The organism is Paraburkholderia sp. BL25I1N1, from assembly GCF_003002025.1.
GTDB lineage: Bacteria > Pseudomonadota > Gammaproteobacteria > Burkholderiales > Burkholderiaceae > Paraburkholderia.
This window is the reverse complement of sequence record NZ_PVZB01000019.1, coordinates 151,025-166,816: the sequence shown is the minus strand read 5'-3', so window position 1 is coordinate 166,816 and position 15,792 is coordinate 151,025. Positions and strand designations below refer to the sequence as shown.

The 15,792-nt window shown below is 62.5% G+C and carries 17 protein-coding genes; 14 read left to right on the top strand and 3 right to left on the bottom strand.

Annotation, left to right across the window (positions count from 1 at the left end; translation table 11 throughout):
* Positions 1 to 245, top strand: a 245-nt coding sequence (locus tag B0G73_RS40950) for a hypothetical protein (protein ID WP_219907293.1), incomplete at its 5' end; no start/stop codon positions are given.
* Between the two features lie 131 nt (positions 246 to 376).
* Here B0G73_RS40950 and B0G73_RS27095 read toward each other — a convergent pair.
* Positions 377 to 1,153, bottom strand: coding sequence for an enoyl-CoA hydratase (locus B0G73_RS27095; protein WP_106284249.1), 777 nt, complete (start codon positions 1,151 to 1,153; stop codon positions 377 to 379).
* A gap of 136 nt (positions 1,154 to 1,289) precedes the next feature.
* Between B0G73_RS27095 and paaN the strand changes: the two genes are divergently transcribed.
* The 5 genes from paaN (at position 1,290) to paaK (ending at position 7,087) form a co-directional block, all read left to right on the top strand.
* Positions 1,290 to 2,990, top strand: a complete 1,701-nt coding sequence (paaN, locus tag B0G73_RS27090) for a phenylacetic acid degradation protein PaaN (protein WP_106284248.1) — start codon at positions 1,290 to 1,292, stop codon at positions 2,988 to 2,990.
* A gap of 126 nt (positions 2,991 to 3,116) precedes the next feature.
* Positions 3,117 to 4,319, top strand: a complete 1,203-nt coding sequence (gene pcaF, locus B0G73_RS27085; protein WP_106284247.1) for a 3-oxoadipyl-CoA thiolase — start codon at positions 3,117 to 3,119, stop codon at positions 4,317 to 4,319.
* Between the two features lie 50 nt (positions 4,320 to 4,369).
* On the top strand, positions 4,370 to 5,161 hold the full coding sequence (gene paaG, locus B0G73_RS27080; RefSeq protein WP_106284246.1) for a 2-(1,2-epoxy-1,2-dihydrophenyl)acetyl-CoA isomerase PaaG: 792 nt from the start codon (positions 4,370 to 4,372) through the stop codon (positions 5,159 to 5,161).
* A 2-nt stretch (positions 5,162 to 5,163) separates the two neighbouring features.
* Positions 5,164 to 5,625 (top strand): hydroxyphenylacetyl-CoA thioesterase PaaI, encoded by a 462-nt coding sequence (gene paaI / locus B0G73_RS27075; RefSeq protein WP_106284245.1) that lies wholly within the window; start codon positions 5,164 to 5,166, stop codon positions 5,623 to 5,625.
* 157 nt (positions 5,626 to 5,782) lie between these two features.
* The gene (gene paaK / locus B0G73_RS27070; RefSeq protein WP_106284244.1) at positions 5,783 to 7,087 is read left to right on the top strand and encodes a phenylacetate--CoA ligase PaaK; all 1,305 of its coding nucleotides are present in this window, start codon (positions 5,783 to 5,785) and stop codon (positions 7,085 to 7,087) included.
* A 199-nt stretch (positions 7,088 to 7,286) separates the two neighbouring features.
* Here paaK and B0G73_RS27065 read toward each other — a convergent pair whose 3' ends face one another.
* On the bottom strand, positions 7,287 to 8,411 hold the full coding sequence (locus tag B0G73_RS27065; protein ID WP_106284260.1) for a murein transglycosylase A: 1,125 nt from the start codon (positions 8,409 to 8,411) through the stop codon (positions 7,287 to 7,289).
* Between the two features lie 28 nt (positions 8,412 to 8,439).
* On the opposite strand from B0G73_RS27065, the gene B0G73_RS40645 reads away from it, so the two are divergent.
* The gene (locus B0G73_RS40645) at positions 8,440 to 8,601 is read left to right on the top strand and encodes a hypothetical protein (RefSeq protein WP_181196650.1); all 162 of its coding nucleotides are present in this window, start codon (positions 8,440 to 8,442) and stop codon (positions 8,599 to 8,601) included.
* A 57-nt stretch (positions 8,602 to 8,658) separates the two neighbouring features.
* Here B0G73_RS40645 and apaG read toward each other — a convergent pair whose 3' ends face one another.
* Entirely contained in the window at positions 8,659 to 9,033 is a 375-nt protein-coding gene (gene apaG / locus B0G73_RS27060; RefSeq protein WP_012434444.1) for a Co2+/Mg2+ efflux protein ApaG, read from the bottom strand.
* Positions 9,034 to 9,312: 279 nt separating this feature from the next.
* On the opposite strand from apaG, the gene rpe reads away from it, so the two are divergent.
* From rpe to B0G73_RS27020, 7 genes are all read left to right on the top strand, one after another.
* Positions 9,313 to 9,996, top strand: a complete 684-nt coding sequence (gene rpe, locus B0G73_RS27050; RefSeq protein ID WP_106284242.1) for a ribulose-phosphate 3-epimerase — start codon at positions 9,313 to 9,315, stop codon at positions 9,994 to 9,996.
* 26 nt (positions 9,997 to 10,022) lie between these two features.
* Positions 10,023 to 10,739 (top strand): phosphoglycolate phosphatase, encoded by a 717-nt coding sequence (locus tag B0G73_RS27045; RefSeq protein ID WP_106284241.1) that lies wholly within the window; start codon positions 10,023 to 10,025, stop codon positions 10,737 to 10,739.
* 366 nt (positions 10,740 to 11,105) lie between these two features.
* A complete protein-coding gene (gene trpE, locus B0G73_RS27040) occupies positions 11,106 to 12,599 on the top strand; it encodes an anthranilate synthase component I (RefSeq protein WP_106284240.1) in 1,494 nt (497 codons plus the stop codon).
* 13 nt (positions 12,600 to 12,612) lie between these two features.
* On the top strand, positions 12,613 to 13,215 hold the full coding sequence (locus B0G73_RS27035; RefSeq protein ID WP_106284239.1) for an aminodeoxychorismate/anthranilate synthase component II: 603 nt from the start codon (positions 12,613 to 12,615) through the stop codon (positions 13,213 to 13,215).
* 17 nt (positions 13,216 to 13,232) lie between these two features.
* Positions 13,233 to 14,264 (top strand): anthranilate phosphoribosyltransferase, encoded by a 1,032-nt coding sequence (gene trpD, locus B0G73_RS27030; protein ID WP_106284259.1) that lies wholly within the window; start codon positions 13,233 to 13,235, stop codon positions 14,262 to 14,264.
* A gap of 30 nt (positions 14,265 to 14,294) precedes the next feature.
* The gene (trpC, locus tag B0G73_RS27025) at positions 14,295 to 15,080 is read left to right on the top strand and encodes an indole-3-glycerol phosphate synthase TrpC (RefSeq protein WP_106284238.1); all 786 of its coding nucleotides are present in this window, start codon (positions 14,295 to 14,297) and stop codon (positions 15,078 to 15,080) included.
* Between the two features lie 46 nt (positions 15,081 to 15,126).
* The gene (locus B0G73_RS27020; RefSeq protein ID WP_106284237.1) at positions 15,127 to 15,753 is read left to right on the top strand and encodes a CYTH domain-containing protein; all 627 of its coding nucleotides are present in this window, start codon (positions 15,127 to 15,129) and stop codon (positions 15,751 to 15,753) included.
* Positions 15,754 to 15,792: the final 39 nt, after the last annotated feature.

Genomic DNA, 15,792 nt, shown 5'->3' with positions numbered 1-15,792 from the left:
GATACTTTCGCTTGTTCCGGCAGATCCCGAAGGGCCCGCCGGCGCGTCGCGCATCAAGCGCCCACACTTATCGGCTGTTAATTTTTAAAGATCGAGTACGCATTCACCACCGAACCCGCACCGCAGGTCGTCAACATCACAACCACCCGGCACCGCTTCGTTCTGCGTCGCTGCATCAGCAGCAGAGAAGCGAGATTATGAAGAACTTCCGCTACGCCGTCAACAGGTTTTTTTCAACTTCCTGAACCTGCCCGCTTCGCTGAAAGCCTTGCCACTGCTGGCTCTCCCGCCTCCCGTGCCCCGTTGTCCGAAGCACGAAAGAGCGAGATTCTAGCGAGCCCGAACCCGCCTTGCAAGCGTTATTTTGACAAGCGTATTAACGATGCTTGAAAACCGGTTTGCGCTTCTCGACAAACGCGGCCATGCCCTCCTTCTGATCTTCGGTGGCGAAGAGGGAATGGAACAGGCGGCGCTCGAAATGCACGCCTTCTGCAAGTGTCGTTTCATAGGCGCGGTTGACCGATTCTTTCACCATCATCACGGCCGGCAACGGGAATTCGGCGATCGTCGTAGCCGCAGCCACTGCCTCATCAACCAAGGACGCAGCTGGGATCACACGCGACACCAATCCTGCGCGCTCGGCTTCGGCGGCATCCATGAATCGCGCGGTCAGGCAGAGGTCCATCGCCTTCGCTTTGGAAACCGCGCGCGGCAGGCGCTGCGTACCGCCGGCGCCAGGCATGATGCCAAGCTTGATTTCCGGCTGACCGAACTTTGCCGTGTCGGCGGCGAAAATGATGTCGCACATCATCGCCAACTCGCAGCCGCCACCGAGCGCAAAGCCAGCCACCGCCGCAATAATCGGCTTACGAATGGAGCGAACGGTCTCCCAGTTGCGGGTGATGTAGTCACCCTTGTAGACATCCATATAGGTATAGGTGGACATCATGCCGATGTCGGCACCAGCCGCGAACGCCTTTTCGCTGCCCGTCACCACGATCGCGCCAATCGCGTCGTCGGCATCGAACTCGCGCAACGCCGCCCCCAGTTCGTCCATCAATGCGTCATTCAAAGCGTTCAACGCCTTCGGGCGATTCAACGTGACCAAGCCGACCCGTCCCCGCGTCTCAACCAGAATGTTCTCGTAAGCCATTGCCGCCTCCTAAGGTTAGAAAAATTGCGCGCGAAAACGCTTCGCGCGGTCATCTTAATAATGCTACCATTCGCCAACCAACCGGTCGGTCAATTATTCGACAGGCTTTTCCCAACGTACAGCCAAGCCCTCTGCCATGACACATCCGCTATTCACCAAGCACGAAGACACGCTGCAAAAGGCACTCACCGCGGTTGAAACGCGCGGCTACTGGAGCCCGTTCGTCGAAATGCCCAGTCCGAAAGTGTACGGGGAAACAGCTAATGCGGACGGCGAAGCCGCATTCAAAGCGCATCTCAACGCGACGTTCCAGCTGGACCAACCCTCGACGGGTGAAACCGTCGGCGCCGAAGTCTCACCGTTCGGATTCCCGCTCGGCGTGCGCTACCCGAAGGCCGACCCTGCCACATTGATCGCGGCTGCCGCCGCTGCCCAACGCGAGTGGCGCGCAGCAGGCCCGCAGGCATGGATCGGGGTCTGCCTCGAAATCCTTGCCCGCGTGAATCGCGCCAGCTTCGAAATTGGCTACAGCGTCATGCACACGACCGGCCAGGCATTCATGATGGCCTTCCAGGCCGGCGGCCCGCACGCACAAGACCGCGCGCTGGAAGCCGTCGTGTATGCGTGGGACCAGTTGCGCCGCATTCCCGGCGACGCCCATTGGGAAAAGCCGCAAGGCAAGAATCCGCCGCTCGCCATGCACAAGCGTTACACCGTCGTGCCGCGCGGCACCGGCCTCGTGCTCGGCTGCTGCACCTTTCCGACGTGGAACGGCTATCCGGGCCTCTTCGCCGATCTGGCCACAGGCAACACAGTCATTGTCAAGCCGCATCCGGGCGCAATTCTGCCGCTGGCGCTGACCGTGCGAATCGCGCGTGACGTTTTGCGCGAAGCGGGATTCGATCCGAACGTCGTCACCTTGCTGGCCACCGAGCCGAACGACGGCGCACTCGTCCAGGACCTGGCCCTGCGCCCGGAAATCAAACTCATCGACTTCACGGGCAGCACGCAAAATGGCACGTGGCTCGAGCGCAATGCGCACCAGGCCCAGGTCTACACCGAAAAAGCCGGCGTGAATCAGATCGTGATCGACTCGGTCGACGACATCAAGGCCGCGGCCCGCAACATCGCCTTCTCGCTCACGCTGTACTCGGGCCAGATGTGTACCGCGCCGCAAAATATCTACGTGCCGCGCGGCGGCATCCGCACTTCGGAAGGCACGCTCGGTTTTGACGAAGTTGCCCAAGCCATTGCGGGCGCGGTGCAAAAACTCGTCGCCGACCCGGCCCGCGCTGTCGAACTGCTCGGCGCGATTCAGAACGAAGGCGTGATTCAACGCATCGACGAAGCCGCAAAGCTCGGCCGCGTTCTCGTCGAGAGCCTGTCGTTCGAACATCCCGCTTTCGCCGGCGCCCGCGTGCGCACGCCGCTCGTGCTCCAACTGGATGCCGCCACCGACCAGGCGCAGTTCACCAAAGAATGGTTCGGCCCGATCTCGTTCGTGATCGCGACGGACTCCACTGCGCAGTCGCTCGAACTCGCCGGCGCAATCGCCGCGGAACACGGCGCGCTGACGCTGTCGGTTTACAGCACGGACGAAGCGGTGCTTGAAGATGCGCACGAAGCATCGATCCGCGGCGGCGTGGCCTTGTCGATCAATCTGACCGGCGGCGTGTTCGTCAATCAGTCGGCAGCGTTCTCGGACTTCCACGGCACAGGCGCGAACCCGGCAGCCAATGCCGCGCTGGCTGACGCCGCCTTTGTCGCGAATCGCTTCCGCGTAGTTCAAAGCCGCGTTCATGTTGAACCCAAAGCGGCGCCGGCGGTAGCTGGCTGAATGGCATAAGACAAAAGCACGGCTTTCGTCCTATGCCGTTTGGCCGAATGGACCGGGCCGTGCACCCCAACTAACATGAGGCATTGGATCGGCACCTCACGCCGATCCGTTCCAGCAGGAATCCATATGAACGACGCCTTCATCTGCGATGCGATTCGCACTCCAATTGGCCGCTACGGCGGCGCACTCAAGGATGTCCGCGCCGACGACCTCGGCGCGGTGCCGATCAAGGCGTTGATGGAACGCAATCCAGGCGTCGACTGGCGCGCTGTGGACGATGTCATTTATGGCTGCGCGAACCAGGCCGGCGAAGATAATCGCAATGTCGCCCGCATGTCGGCGTTACTAGCCGGCTTACCCACCCAGGCGCCCGGCGCAACCATCAATCGCCTGTGCGGCTCGGGTATGGACGCGGTCGGCACCGCTGCGCGCGCTATCAAGGCGGGCGAAGCGCGTCTGATGATCGCCGGCGGCGTCGAAAGCATGACGCGTGCGCCATTCGTCATGGGCAAGGCGACCAGCGCCTTCACGCGCCAGGCTGACATTTACGACACGACCATCGGCTGGCGCTTCATCAATCCGTTGATGAAACGTCAGTACGGCGTCGATTCGATGCCTGAGACCGCGGAAAACGTTGCAGTCGAATTCAGCGTGAGCCGCGCGGATCAGGACGCATTTGCCCTGGCGAGCCAGCAAAAGGCCGCGCATGCCCAGAGGGACGGCACGTTAGCTCAGGAAATTGTCGGCGTCGAAATCGCGCAAAAGAAGGGCGATCCTATACGCGTGCTGCTCGATGAGCACCCGCGCGAAACCTCGCTCGAAAGTTTGGGCAAGCTCAAGGGCGTGGTTCGCCCGGACGGCAGTGTGACGGCAGGCAACGCGTCGGGCGTGAACGACGGCGCGTGCGCGTTGTTGCTGGCTAACCAGCAGGCCGCCGATCAATACGGACTGCGCCGCCGCGCCCGCGTGGTGGGCATGGCAACGGCGGGCGTCGAGCCGCGCATCATGGGAATCGGTCCGGCGCCGGCCACGCAAAAACTGTTGAAGCAGCTCGGCATGACGCTCGAACAACTCGATGTGATCGAGTTGAACGAAGCCTTCGCCTCGCAAGGTCTCGCTGTTCTGCGTACGCTCGGTCTGCGCGACGACGACCCGCGCGTCAACCCGAACGGCGGAGCCATCGCACTCGGCCATCCGTTGGGCGCTTCGGGCGCGCGTCTGATCACAACCGCGCTGTACCAGCTGGAGCGGACCAATGGCCGCTTTGCGCTTTGCACGATGTGCATTGGCGTGGGCCAGGGCATTGCACTGGTCATCGAGCGGCTCTGATATCAGCGCCGCAGCGCCCATCGGTCGAAGAGACTTTGAGGAGACACCCAATGTCATATGAAGCGATTCGCCTGGACATCGACTCATCGAGCCATGTCGCAACCATCACGCTGAACCGGCCGGACAAGCTCAACAGCTTCACGCGCGCGATGCATCAGGAGCTGAGCGCCGCGCTCGACGAGGTCGAAACTTCAGGCGCGCGCGCGCTCGTGCTCACCGGAGCGGGCCGCGGCTTTTGCGCCGGCCAGGACCTCGCCGACCTCGATTTCACTCCAGGCGCCATGACCGATCTGGGTGAACTGATCGAGCAACATTTCAACCCGTTGATCCGCCGCCTGCAAGCATTGCCGCTGCCCATCATCGCCGCGGTGAACGGAACGGCCGCCGGCGCAGGCGCCAATCTCGCGCTCGCGTGCGACCTCGTGCTCGCGGCTCGCTCGGCCAGCTTCATTCAGGCGTTCGTGAAAATCGGCCTTGTGCCGGACTCGGGTGGTACATGGTTCCTGCCGCAGCGTGTCGGCATGGCTCGCGCGTTGGGACTCGCCATCACCGGTGACAAACTCAGCGCGGAAAAAGCCGAAAGCTGGGGCTTGATCTGGCAAGCAGTCGACGACTCGGAGCTCGCCGCCACCGCGGGGAAACTCGCGTCTCAACTCGCGCAGCAACCCACGCGCGCCATCGCCGCTATCAAGCAGGCCATGCGTGCGGGCGCGACGCAAACGCTCGACCAGCAACTCGATCTGGAACGCGATCTGCAACGCGAACTGGGAGCTTCCGACGACTACGCGGAAGGCGTGCAAGCCTTCGTTGAAAAGCGCGCACCGCGCTTTGAGGGCCGTTGAACATGTCCACGCAAGCCAATCATCCCGATCAGATGACGCCCGACGAACTCGCCCGCGCCACTGCTGCCGCGATGTACGAGAACGACGCGTGCAGCCGCGCGCTCGGCCTCGAAATCGTCGAGGTACGCCCCGGATACGCGCGCCTGCGCATGGCCGTACGCGACGACTTTCTGAACGGTCATCAGATCTGCCATGGCGGGCTGATTTTCACGCTCGCGGATTCGACGTTCGCGTTCGCCTGCAACACGTACAACATCAACACGGTTGCAGCCGGCTGCTCGATCGAGTTTCTGCGGCCTGTAAAAGGCGGCGACGTGTTGACGGCGGAAGCCGTCGAGCAAACCTTGAGCGGCCGAACCGGCATCTACGACATTCGCGTGACGAACCGCGCCGAAGAAACCGTGGCGATGTTCCGCGGCAAATCCGCACAAATCAAAGGCAATCTGATTCCCACAGGCGATTGATAACCGCCGCCCCGCGGCAGCTCAAGAGAGATTCGCGGTTTGGTGGCCGCACTTCGCCACCAAACCGTCAAACCGCTAAATAGCACTCAGCCCCCGGTTTTTGCGCGCAAGCGAACGTACATCAGACCCAAGCATTGAGGCAGCAAGGAGACATTCAATGACCACCGCCCTTCCGCTCGATCCTATCGAGACCGCCAGCCGCGACGAACTTGCCGCGCTTCAACTCGAACGGCTTAAATGGTCGTTGAACCACGCTTATGAAAACTCGCCGGTTTATCGGCACAAATTCGATGAAGCCGGCGTTCACCCGAGTGAAGTGAAAACCCTCGCGGACCTGGCGCGTTTCCCCTTCACCACCAAGAAGGATCTGCGCGACAGCTACCCGTTCGGGATGTTCGCCGTGCCGCAGGAACAGATTTCACGGATCCACGCGTCGTCGGGCACGACAGGTAAGCCGACCGTGGTGGGTTACACCGCGCGCGATATCGACACGTGGGCGAATCTCGTCGCGCGTTCGATCCGCGCCGGCGGCGCAAAGCGCGGCGACAAGGTCCATATCAGCTACGGCTACGGCCTCTTCACGGGCGGCCTCGGCGCGCACTACGGCGCCGAGCGCGCGGGACTCACCGTGATCCCGTTCGGTGGCGGGCAGACTGAAAAGCAGGTGCAACTGATCCAGGATTTCCGGCCGGACATCATCATGGTCACGCCGAGCTACATGCTCTCTATTGCAGACGAACTCGAGCGTCAGGGCATCGACCCGGCCAATTGTTCGTTGCGCCTCGGCATCTTCGGCGCGGAACCGTGGACCAACGACATGCGTCGGGCGATCGAAAAGCGCATGGGCATCGACGCTGTCGACATCTACGGTCTGTCTGAAGTGATGGGTCCAGGCGTGGCGTCGGAGTGCGTGGAAACGAAAGACGGCCCGACCATCTGGGAAGACCACTTCTATCCCGAGATCATCGACCCCGAAACCGGCGAGGTGCTGCCGGACGGCGAACTGGGCGAACTGGTGTTCACGTCGCTGACTAAAGAGGCGCTGCCGATCGTGCGTTACCGCACGCGCGACCTCACGCGCCTCCTGCCGGGCAGCGCGCGCACCATGCGGCGGATGGAAAAGATCACCGGCCGCTCGGACGACATGATGATCGTGCGCGGCGTGAACGTGTTCCCGACGCAGATCGAAGAACTGCTGCTCAAGCAACGCGCGCTCGCGCCGCACTATCAGATCGTGCTGACCAAAGAAGGCCCGCTCGACGTGTTGACGTTGAACGTCGAACCTTGCCCGGAATCAGCGCCTGACACAGCAGCGCTGAGCACGGCCAAGGAGGCACTAGCCTATGACATCAAGGCGCTGATCGGCGTGAGCGCGGTGGTGAATGTGCTGGCTGTGAATGGGATCGAGCGTTCGGTAGGCAAGGCGCGGCGCGTGGTGGACAAGCGCAAGTCGGGGCTGTAACGAAAGCCACTTTGATCGACGCATGATGCAGCACGTTGCATGCGTCGCATCCGCCTGCGCGCACGATCGAATTGAACGGCCACACCCAAAACAAAGTACGGCAAATCAAATAAGCAGCGCGGCCTCGCCGCGCCGCTTACCGATCACATCGACCGGAAACAGCGGCGGCGTTGAACGGCAACGTCCACCGCCGAAACCCTCAAGAATTCGGCAGCAACAACCACATGCGGCCGCCCTGCTTCATCTTCCCGGCCAGATCGCCGGCGTCGTCGCCGAGGCCCCAGAAGTAATCGGCCCGCACGCCGCCCTTGATCGCGGAACCCGTGTCTTGCGCGAACACGAGGCGGTTCATCGGCGAATTCGTCAACGGACGCGTTGTCTGTAAGAACACGGGCGTACCGAGCGGAATCGAAGTCGGATCAACCGCGATCGACCTCTCCGGCGTGAGCGGCACACCCAGTGCGCCGATCGGACCATCCGCGCCACCGCTCGGCACGCTCTCGCCGGACGGCATCTCGCGGAAAAACACGAAGCGCGGATTCGTATCGAGCAACGCATCGACGCGCGTCGGGTTCGCGCGCGCCCACGCCTTGATGCCCTGCATGGTCGCCTGCGCGGGCGTGAGTTCGCCGCGGTCCAGCAGCCAGCGTCCGATCGACTTGTACGGCTGGTTGTTAGTCCCGCCAAAGCCGAGCCGCATCACGCTGCCGTCTTCCATCACAATGCGCCCGGAACCCTGCACCTGCAGGAAGAACGCTTCGATCGGATCATCGACCCATACGAGTTCGTTACCGTTGAGCACACCCGCGCGCTCGAGTTGCGCACGCGCCGGCAGCGGCGCGCCCGCGCGATAACCGGAAGGCCAGCGGTACAGCGCAGTCTGATACACGCCGTGGCGTGTGCGCGAACCACGCAACAAGGGCTCGTAGTAACCGGTAACCAAGCCGTCGAGCGTGCCGTCGGTATTCGCTAACTGGAAGGGCGTGAAATAGGCTTCAAAAAAAGCCCGCGCACTGGTGACGTCGAGGTCGTCGATTTGCGAGGCCGCGGCACAGGCGCGGGCCCAGTTCGGTTGACGCGCGAGCCTCACGCAGTTTTGCCGCAACGCGGCCGTCGCCCCGATCAACGAGTCGTCCTGCCAACCCGGCACCTGCTGCCAGGCAACGGCGGTCAGCCGCGCCGCGGCAATCTGCCCAGGTATGATCGCCGCCCCCGTGGGTGGCGAAACCGAGGGCCGGACCGCGCCGCCGCCGCCGCAGGACGCTAGCATCACCGCAACCGAAAGCGCGCCGAGCCATGCTCCGGCCGTGCGGACAAAACGCATACAATGTTCGTTCTTGATGGAAACCGCCATGTCTGATCTGTTCGACGAATACCCAATGCTCATCTTCGCGCTGGAATCGCTCCTCGCGCTCTTCCTGCTCGTCTTTATCGTTGTGTGGACGTCGTCCGGCAAGAAGAAAGCGGCGCGCGCCAACGCGAGTGAACAGCAAAAGCAGCAAAAAACGCACTGAAGCCGCGCGTCTAACCGCGCATTGAGCTTCTTAAAGACCGCGGGCCGGGCCCTCGGTTCAATGCAACGTACGCGGCATGCGCAGAATGAACTCCGGCACCGGCGCGTCGAAACGCTCACCGTCCTCGGCCACGCAGAAGTACTCTCCGCGCATGGTGCCGACCGGCGTGGCGATCACCGCCCAACTCGTGTATTCGAAATGCTCGCCCGGTTTGAGCAACGGCTGATGTCCGACCACACCCAAGCCCTTCACCTCCTGCACGCTCTTGTCGCTGTCCGTGATCACCCAATGACGCGCGATCAATTGCGCGGGCACCTGGCCGGTGTTGCGGATGGTCAGCGTGTAGGCGAATGCATACTGGCGGCGCTCCGGGTCCGACTCTTCGGGCAGATACTGCACCTGCGCCGAGACGCTGAATTCGTACTGGCTCATCCTGATTCCGGTCTGCTGAAACGGGGTGTGAAAAATCGCGGGAAAGCCCGAACGCCAATGGTTTGCGGGCGCACTGGCGAGGCGGCGCTGATGGTTTTGGCATTCTGCTTGATGCGCGGCACGCCCGCAACCGGACAAATCCCTTTGGCCAAGGGCCAGTAGGACGTTTTGTCACATTCGCCGCTTGAACGAAGGTTCACGCCCGAAAGCGTCCACGAACCGGAACGCCCGCGCGCAAAACGGTAAAATGGCGCTTTCCCGCTTGCCTCCGCCGCCGCCATGACGCAATTCCGCATCGCTCCAAGCATTCTGTCAGCCGACTTCGCCCGCCTCGGCGAAGAAGTCCGCAACGTTGTCGCCGCCGGCGCCGACTGGATTCACTTCGACGTGATGGACAACCATTACGTGCCGAACCTGACCATCGGCCCGCTCGTCTGCGAGGCGATCCGCCCGCATGTGGACGTGCCGATCGACGTGCATCTGATGGTGCGCCCGGTCGACCGCATCGTGCCGGACTTCGCGAAGGCCGGCGCGAATCTCATCAGCTTTCACCCGGAAGGCTCGGACCATATCGACCGCACGCTGTCGCTGATCCGCGACCACGGCTGCAAGGCCGGCCTGGTCTTTAATCCAGCCACGTCGTTGAATTATCTGGATCACGTGATGGACAAGGTCGATCTCGTGCTGATCATGTCGGTGAATCCGGGTTTCGGCGGCCAGTCGTTCATTCCGGAGGCGCTCAACAAGCTGCGCGAAGCACGCCAGCGGATCAATGCCTACAAGGAGCGCACCGGCCGCGAGATTCATCTGGAAGTGGACGGCGGCGTGAAGGTCGACAACATTGCCGAAATCGCGGCGGCCGGCGCGGACACCTTCGTGGCCGGTTCGGCGATCTTCGGCCAGCCCGACCACAAGGTCGTGATCGAGAAGATGCGCGCGGCACTCGCCAACATCCAGCACTGAGCACCGACGCATAACCGGCACGCAACATGACCACTCCGTTCCCCGCCCCGACTTTCACCGGCCCACGCCTGCAAGCGGCGATCATCGACCTCGACGGCACGATGATCGATACCGCTGACGATTTCACCGCCGGCCTGAACGGCATGCTCGCGCAACTCGACGCGGAAGAAACGTCGCGCGAGGAAGTGGTCGGTTATGTCGGCAAGGGTTCGGAGCATCTGATCCGCAGCGTGCTGGCGCCGCGCTTCGAAACGGAGCACGCGCAAGACCGCTTCGACGAAGCGCTCGCGATCTATCAGGAGGAGTACGCGAAGATCAACGGCACGCACACGCGGCTCTATGCCGATGTCGAAGCCGGATTGATCGCCATGCGCGACGCCGGCCTCAAGCTCGCCTGCGTGACCAACAAGCCGCATCGGTTCGCGGTGGAATTGCTGCAGCAGTATGGGCTCGCCCAGTATTTCGGCGTCGTGCTCGGCGGCGACAGCCTGGCGAAAAAGAAGCCGGATCCGCTGCCCATGCTCACCGCGGCCGCGCAGTTGGGCGTCGAACCGCGGGCCACGGTTGCCATCGGCGATTCGGAAAACGATGCGCTGGCGGGCCGCGCGGCCGGCATGGCGACGCTCACGGTGCCCTACGGCTACAACCATGGCCAAGCTATACAAACAATAAAATCCGATGGTATAGTTGGCTCGCTGCTCGACGCCGCCAGGGCGATCGCAGCGCACCATTCCACGACTTAAAAGTCCTTCATCCTCATGTTTCTGAATAAAAAACGGAGTCTGATTAGCATCGACCGGGGAGCCTGGCCCTGGCGTCGCTGGTCGCGCTAACCTCGCCTGAGGTACGCTGAAGTTCGTCTTCGGCAACCGTTTTTTACTTCGCTGCGCTCACGCGTTTTTTCCATCATCTTGTTTCGCTGCATCGGTTGATTCGGCCTGCGTGTACCCGCAGAGTACAGTTGTGCGCTGAAACCCCTTGCACGCGTCGATGGGAGACTCGCGCCGGTCGGTATCATCGTGTCGACACGTCGAACGAACGCCTGACCGGCCGCGCAATGACCCGCTTTGTCCGACGCACGCCGCCGGACCACCGTACAGGATCGGAACATGACCGAACTCGAATTCCAGTCCCTCGCCAATGAGGGTTTCAACCGCATTCCGCTGATCGCCGAAGCACTCGCCGACCTCGAAACGCCGCTCTCGCTGTACCTGAAACTCGCGCAGAGCGAGCGCAACGGCGCGAACTCGTTCCTGCTGGAATCGGTGGTGGGCGGCGAACGGTTCGGCCGCTATTCGTTCATCGGCCTGCCGGCGCGCACGCTGCTGCGCACCCGCAACGGCGTGTCCGAAGTAGTGCGCGACGGCAAGGTCGTCGAAACGCATGAGGGCGATCCACTCGAATTCATCCAGCAATTCCAGGGCCGCTTCAAAGTGGCGCAGCGCCCCGGCCTGCCGCGCTTCGCGGGCGGTCTGGCCGGTTATTTCGGCTACGACGCAGTGCGCTACATCGAGAAGAAGCTTGCGCACACGGCGCCGAAAGACGATCTGAATCTGCCCGACATCCAGTTGCTCCTGACTGAAGAAGTCGCGGTGATCGACAACCTCGCGGGCAAGCTCTACCTCGTGGTCTACGCCGACCCGACGCAGCCCGAGGCCTACACAAAAGCGAAGCAACGTCTGCGCGAACTGCGCCAGCGTTTGCGCACGACCGTGCAACCGCCGGTCACGTCGGCGAGCGTGCGCACCGAAACCTACCGCGAGTTCGCCAAAGACGATTACCTGACGGCCGTGCGCAAGGCGAAGGAATATATCGCCGCCGGCGAGCTGATGCAGGTGCAGGTCGGCCAGCGCCTGATCAAGCCGTACCGCGACAATCCGCTTTCGCTGTATCGCGCGCTGCGCTCGCTGAATCCGTCGCCGTATATGTATTTCTACAACTTCGGCGACTTCCACGTAGTCGGTGCATCGCCGGAAATCCTGGTGCGCCAGGAAAAGCGTGGCGAGGATCGCATCGTCACGATCCGGCCGCTCGCCGGTACGCGGCCACGCGGCAATACGCCGGAACGCGACGCGGAACTCGCCACCGAGCTGCTGAACGACCCGAAGGAAATCGCCGAACACGTCATGCTGATCGACCTCGCGCGTAACGACGTGGGCCGCATCGCGCAGATCGGCTCGGTGGTTGTCACCGACAAAATGGTGATCGAAAAGTACTCGCACGTGCAGCACATCGTGAGTTCGGTCGAAGGCAAGCTGAAACCCGGCACGACGAATTTCGACGTGCTGCGCGCCACCTTCCCGGCCGGCACGCTGTCAGGCGCGCCGAAAGTCCGCGCGATGGAGCTGATCGACGAACTGGAGCCGGTGAAGCGCGGCCTGTATGGTGGTGCGGTCGGCTATCTGTCGTTCACGGGTGAAATGGATCTGGCCATCACGATCCGCACCGGCGTGATCGCGAACGGCAATCTGTATGTGCAGGCGGCAGCGGGTGTAGTCGCGGATTCAGTGCCGGAATCCGAATGGCAAGAGACCGAGAACAAGGCGCGCGCCGTGCTGCGCGCCGCGGAACAAGTGCAAGACGGCCTCGATAGCGACTTCTGACCGGAGACACACCATGCTGCTCATGATCGACAACTACGACTCGTTCACCTACAACCTGGTGCAGTACTTCGGCGAACTCGGCGAAGACGTGCGCACCTATCGGAACGACGAAATCACGCTGGACGAAATCGCGAAGCTCAACCCGGAGCGCATCTGCCTGTCGCCCGGGCCGAGCAATCCGCAACACGCCGGCATCACGCTCGACGTGCTGCGCAAATTCAGCGGCAAGACGCCGATTCTCGGCGTCTGTCTCGGCCATCAGGCAATCGGCGAGGCCTTCGGCGGACGCGTGGTGCGCGCGCAAACCATCATGCACGGCAAGGTCAGCACGATCGAAACCGACTGCAAAGGCGTGTTCGCCGACCTGCCGAAGCATTTCGTCGTGACCCGCTATCACTCGCTCGCGATCGAACGCGAATCGCTGCCCGACTGCCTTGAAGTGTCCGCATGGACCGAAGACGGCGAGATCATGGGCGTGCGGCACAAGGAACTGGCCGTCGAAGGCGTGCAGTTCCACCCTGAATCGATCCTGTCCGAACACGGCCACGCGCTGCTCGAAAACTTCGTCAAGCAGTCGAAGCTCGCCGGTGCGCCAACGTCCGATCGCAACGCTTGATGAAAAGAGACGACATCATGACGATTACGCCCCAGGAAGCGCTGCAACGGACCATCGAGCACCGCGAGATTTTCCACGACGAAATGCTGCACTTGATGCGGCTCATCATGCGCGGCGAACTTTCGCCCGTCATGGCGGCCGCGATCATCACCGGCTTGCGCGTCAAAAAAGAGACCATCGGCGAAATCACCGCCGCCGCCACGGTGATGCGTGAATTTGCCCGGCATGTCGAGGTGCAGGACAACTCGAACTTCGTCGATATCGTCGGCACCGGCGGCGACGGTTCGCATACCTTCAACATTTCCACGGCAACCATGTTCGTGTCGGCAGCGGCCGGCGCCAAGGTCGCGAAGCACGGCGGCCGCGGCGTATCGAGCAAGTCGGGCAGCGCGGACGTCCTCGAAGCGCTCGGCGTGAATATCGATCTGCAGCCGGAACAGGTGGCGGCGTCGATTGCGGAAACCGGCATGGGCTTCATGTTCGCGCCGAACCATCATCCGGCCATGAAGAATATCGCGCCGGTGCGCCGCGAACTCGGCGTGCGGACCATCTTCAACATTCTCGGGCCGCTGACCAATCCGGCCGGCGCACCCAATCAGTTGATGGGCGTGTTCCACGGCGATCTCGTCGGCATTCAGGTGCGCGTGATGCAGCGTCTTGGCGCGAAGCACGTGCTGGTGGTGTACGGTATGGACGGCATGGACGAAGTCTCGCTCGGCGCGGCGACGCAAGTCGGTGAGTTGCGCGACGGCCAGATTTACGAGTACGAGATCCATCCGGAAGACTTCGGCATGCAGATGGTGTCGAATCGCACGCTTAAAGTGGCCGACGCCACCGAATCGAAAGCAATGCTGCTCGACGCGCTCGACAACAAGCCGGGCGTGGCTCGCGAAATCGTCACACTGAACGCGGGCACGGCCCTGTATTCGGCGAACGTGGCTTCGTCGATTGCGGACGGCATTCAGTTGGCGCGCGAAGCGATCGCGAGCGGCAAGGCGCGAGCCAAGGTCGACGAACTGGTTCGCTTCACCCAGCAATTCAAGCAGTGATCAAGTAGCAATCAACGTAGCGAGACACTTATGAGCGACATCCTCGACCGTATCATCGCGGTCAAACGCGAAGAAGTCCGCGCGGCCGAACAGAGCGCGCCGCTCGAAGAGCTGCGCCTCGAAGCGTCGTCGCGCGACATTCGCGACTTCGTCGGCGCATTGCGCGCGAAACACACGGCAGGCCTCGCCGCCGTGATCTCCGAAGTCAAGAAAGCGAGCCCGTCGAAAGGCGTGTTGCGCGAGCACTTCGTGCCGGCCGAGATCGCGCGCTCGTATGAAAAGCACGGCGCAGCCTGCCTGTCCGTGCTCACCGACGTGCAGTTCTTTCAAGGCAGCGTCGCGTATTTGGAGCAAGCGCGCGCGGCCTGCAATTTGCCGGTGCTGCGCAAGGACTTCATCGTCGATCCGTACCAGATCGTCGAAGCGCGCGCGATGGGCGCCGACGCGATCCTGCTGATCGCCGCCGCACTCGAAACTTCGCAGATGCAGGACCTCGAAGCGCTCGCGCATTCGCTCGGTCTCGCCGTGCTGGTCGAAGTGCACGATCAAGACGAGCTGATGGAATCGCTCACGCTGAAAACGCCGCTGATCGGCATCAACAACCGCAATCTGCGCACCTTCGAGACCTCGATCGAAACTACCATCGGCATGCTCGAAGCGATTCCGGACGACCGCATTGTCGTCACGGAGTCGGGCATTCTGTCGCGCGCCGATGTGGAGCGCCTGCGTGCAATGGACGTGCATACGTTCCTCGTCGGCGAGGCGTTCATGCGCGCGGACGAGCCGGGTGTGGAGCTTGCCCGGATGTTTTTCTGAGCGCGCTGTCGGCATACGGCACGCGGCGTACGTAGCGGAGCAGATCATGGGCATGGAACGCGAAATCAAACTGGCGCTGCCGCCCGCCCAGGTGCAAGCGGCGGCGCAGTGGTTCGCCACGCGCGCGGGCGCGGCGGGACGTCCGGTCAAGCTGGTGAATATTTACTTCGACACACCGCAACTGACGCTCGCGAGTTCGAAAAGCGCCTTGCGTTTGCGGCAGACGCCGGACGGCTGGCTGCAAACCTTCAAGACAGTTGGCGACGCCAAAGATGGTTTGCATAACCGGCACGAATGGGAAATGCCGGTGGCGGGCGAAAAACTGGAGATCGACGCGCTGCTGCGCGAGTGCGACGAGCCGTCCGCCGCAGACGCTTTGCGTCAGGCCGCGCCTGAACTGACCGAACTGTTCCGCACGAATTTCACCCGGACGCTGTGGCGTGTCGAAGTGGACGGCTCGGACATCGAAGCGGCGATCGATCAGGGCGACGTGTTCGCCAAAGTCGACGCAGAAACGCGCCGCGCGCCGATCTCGGAAGTCGAACTCGAACTGAAGTCCGGTGACGAAGCCGCGCTTCACACGCTTGCAGCGGAACTCGGCAAACAGATAGCCGGCCTCGCGCCCGACAATATCAGCAAGGCGCAGCGCGGTTATAAGTTGCGGGCTGGCTGAGGCGCGGCAAGGAAAGCTACCCGGCAACGCGACAAGCCG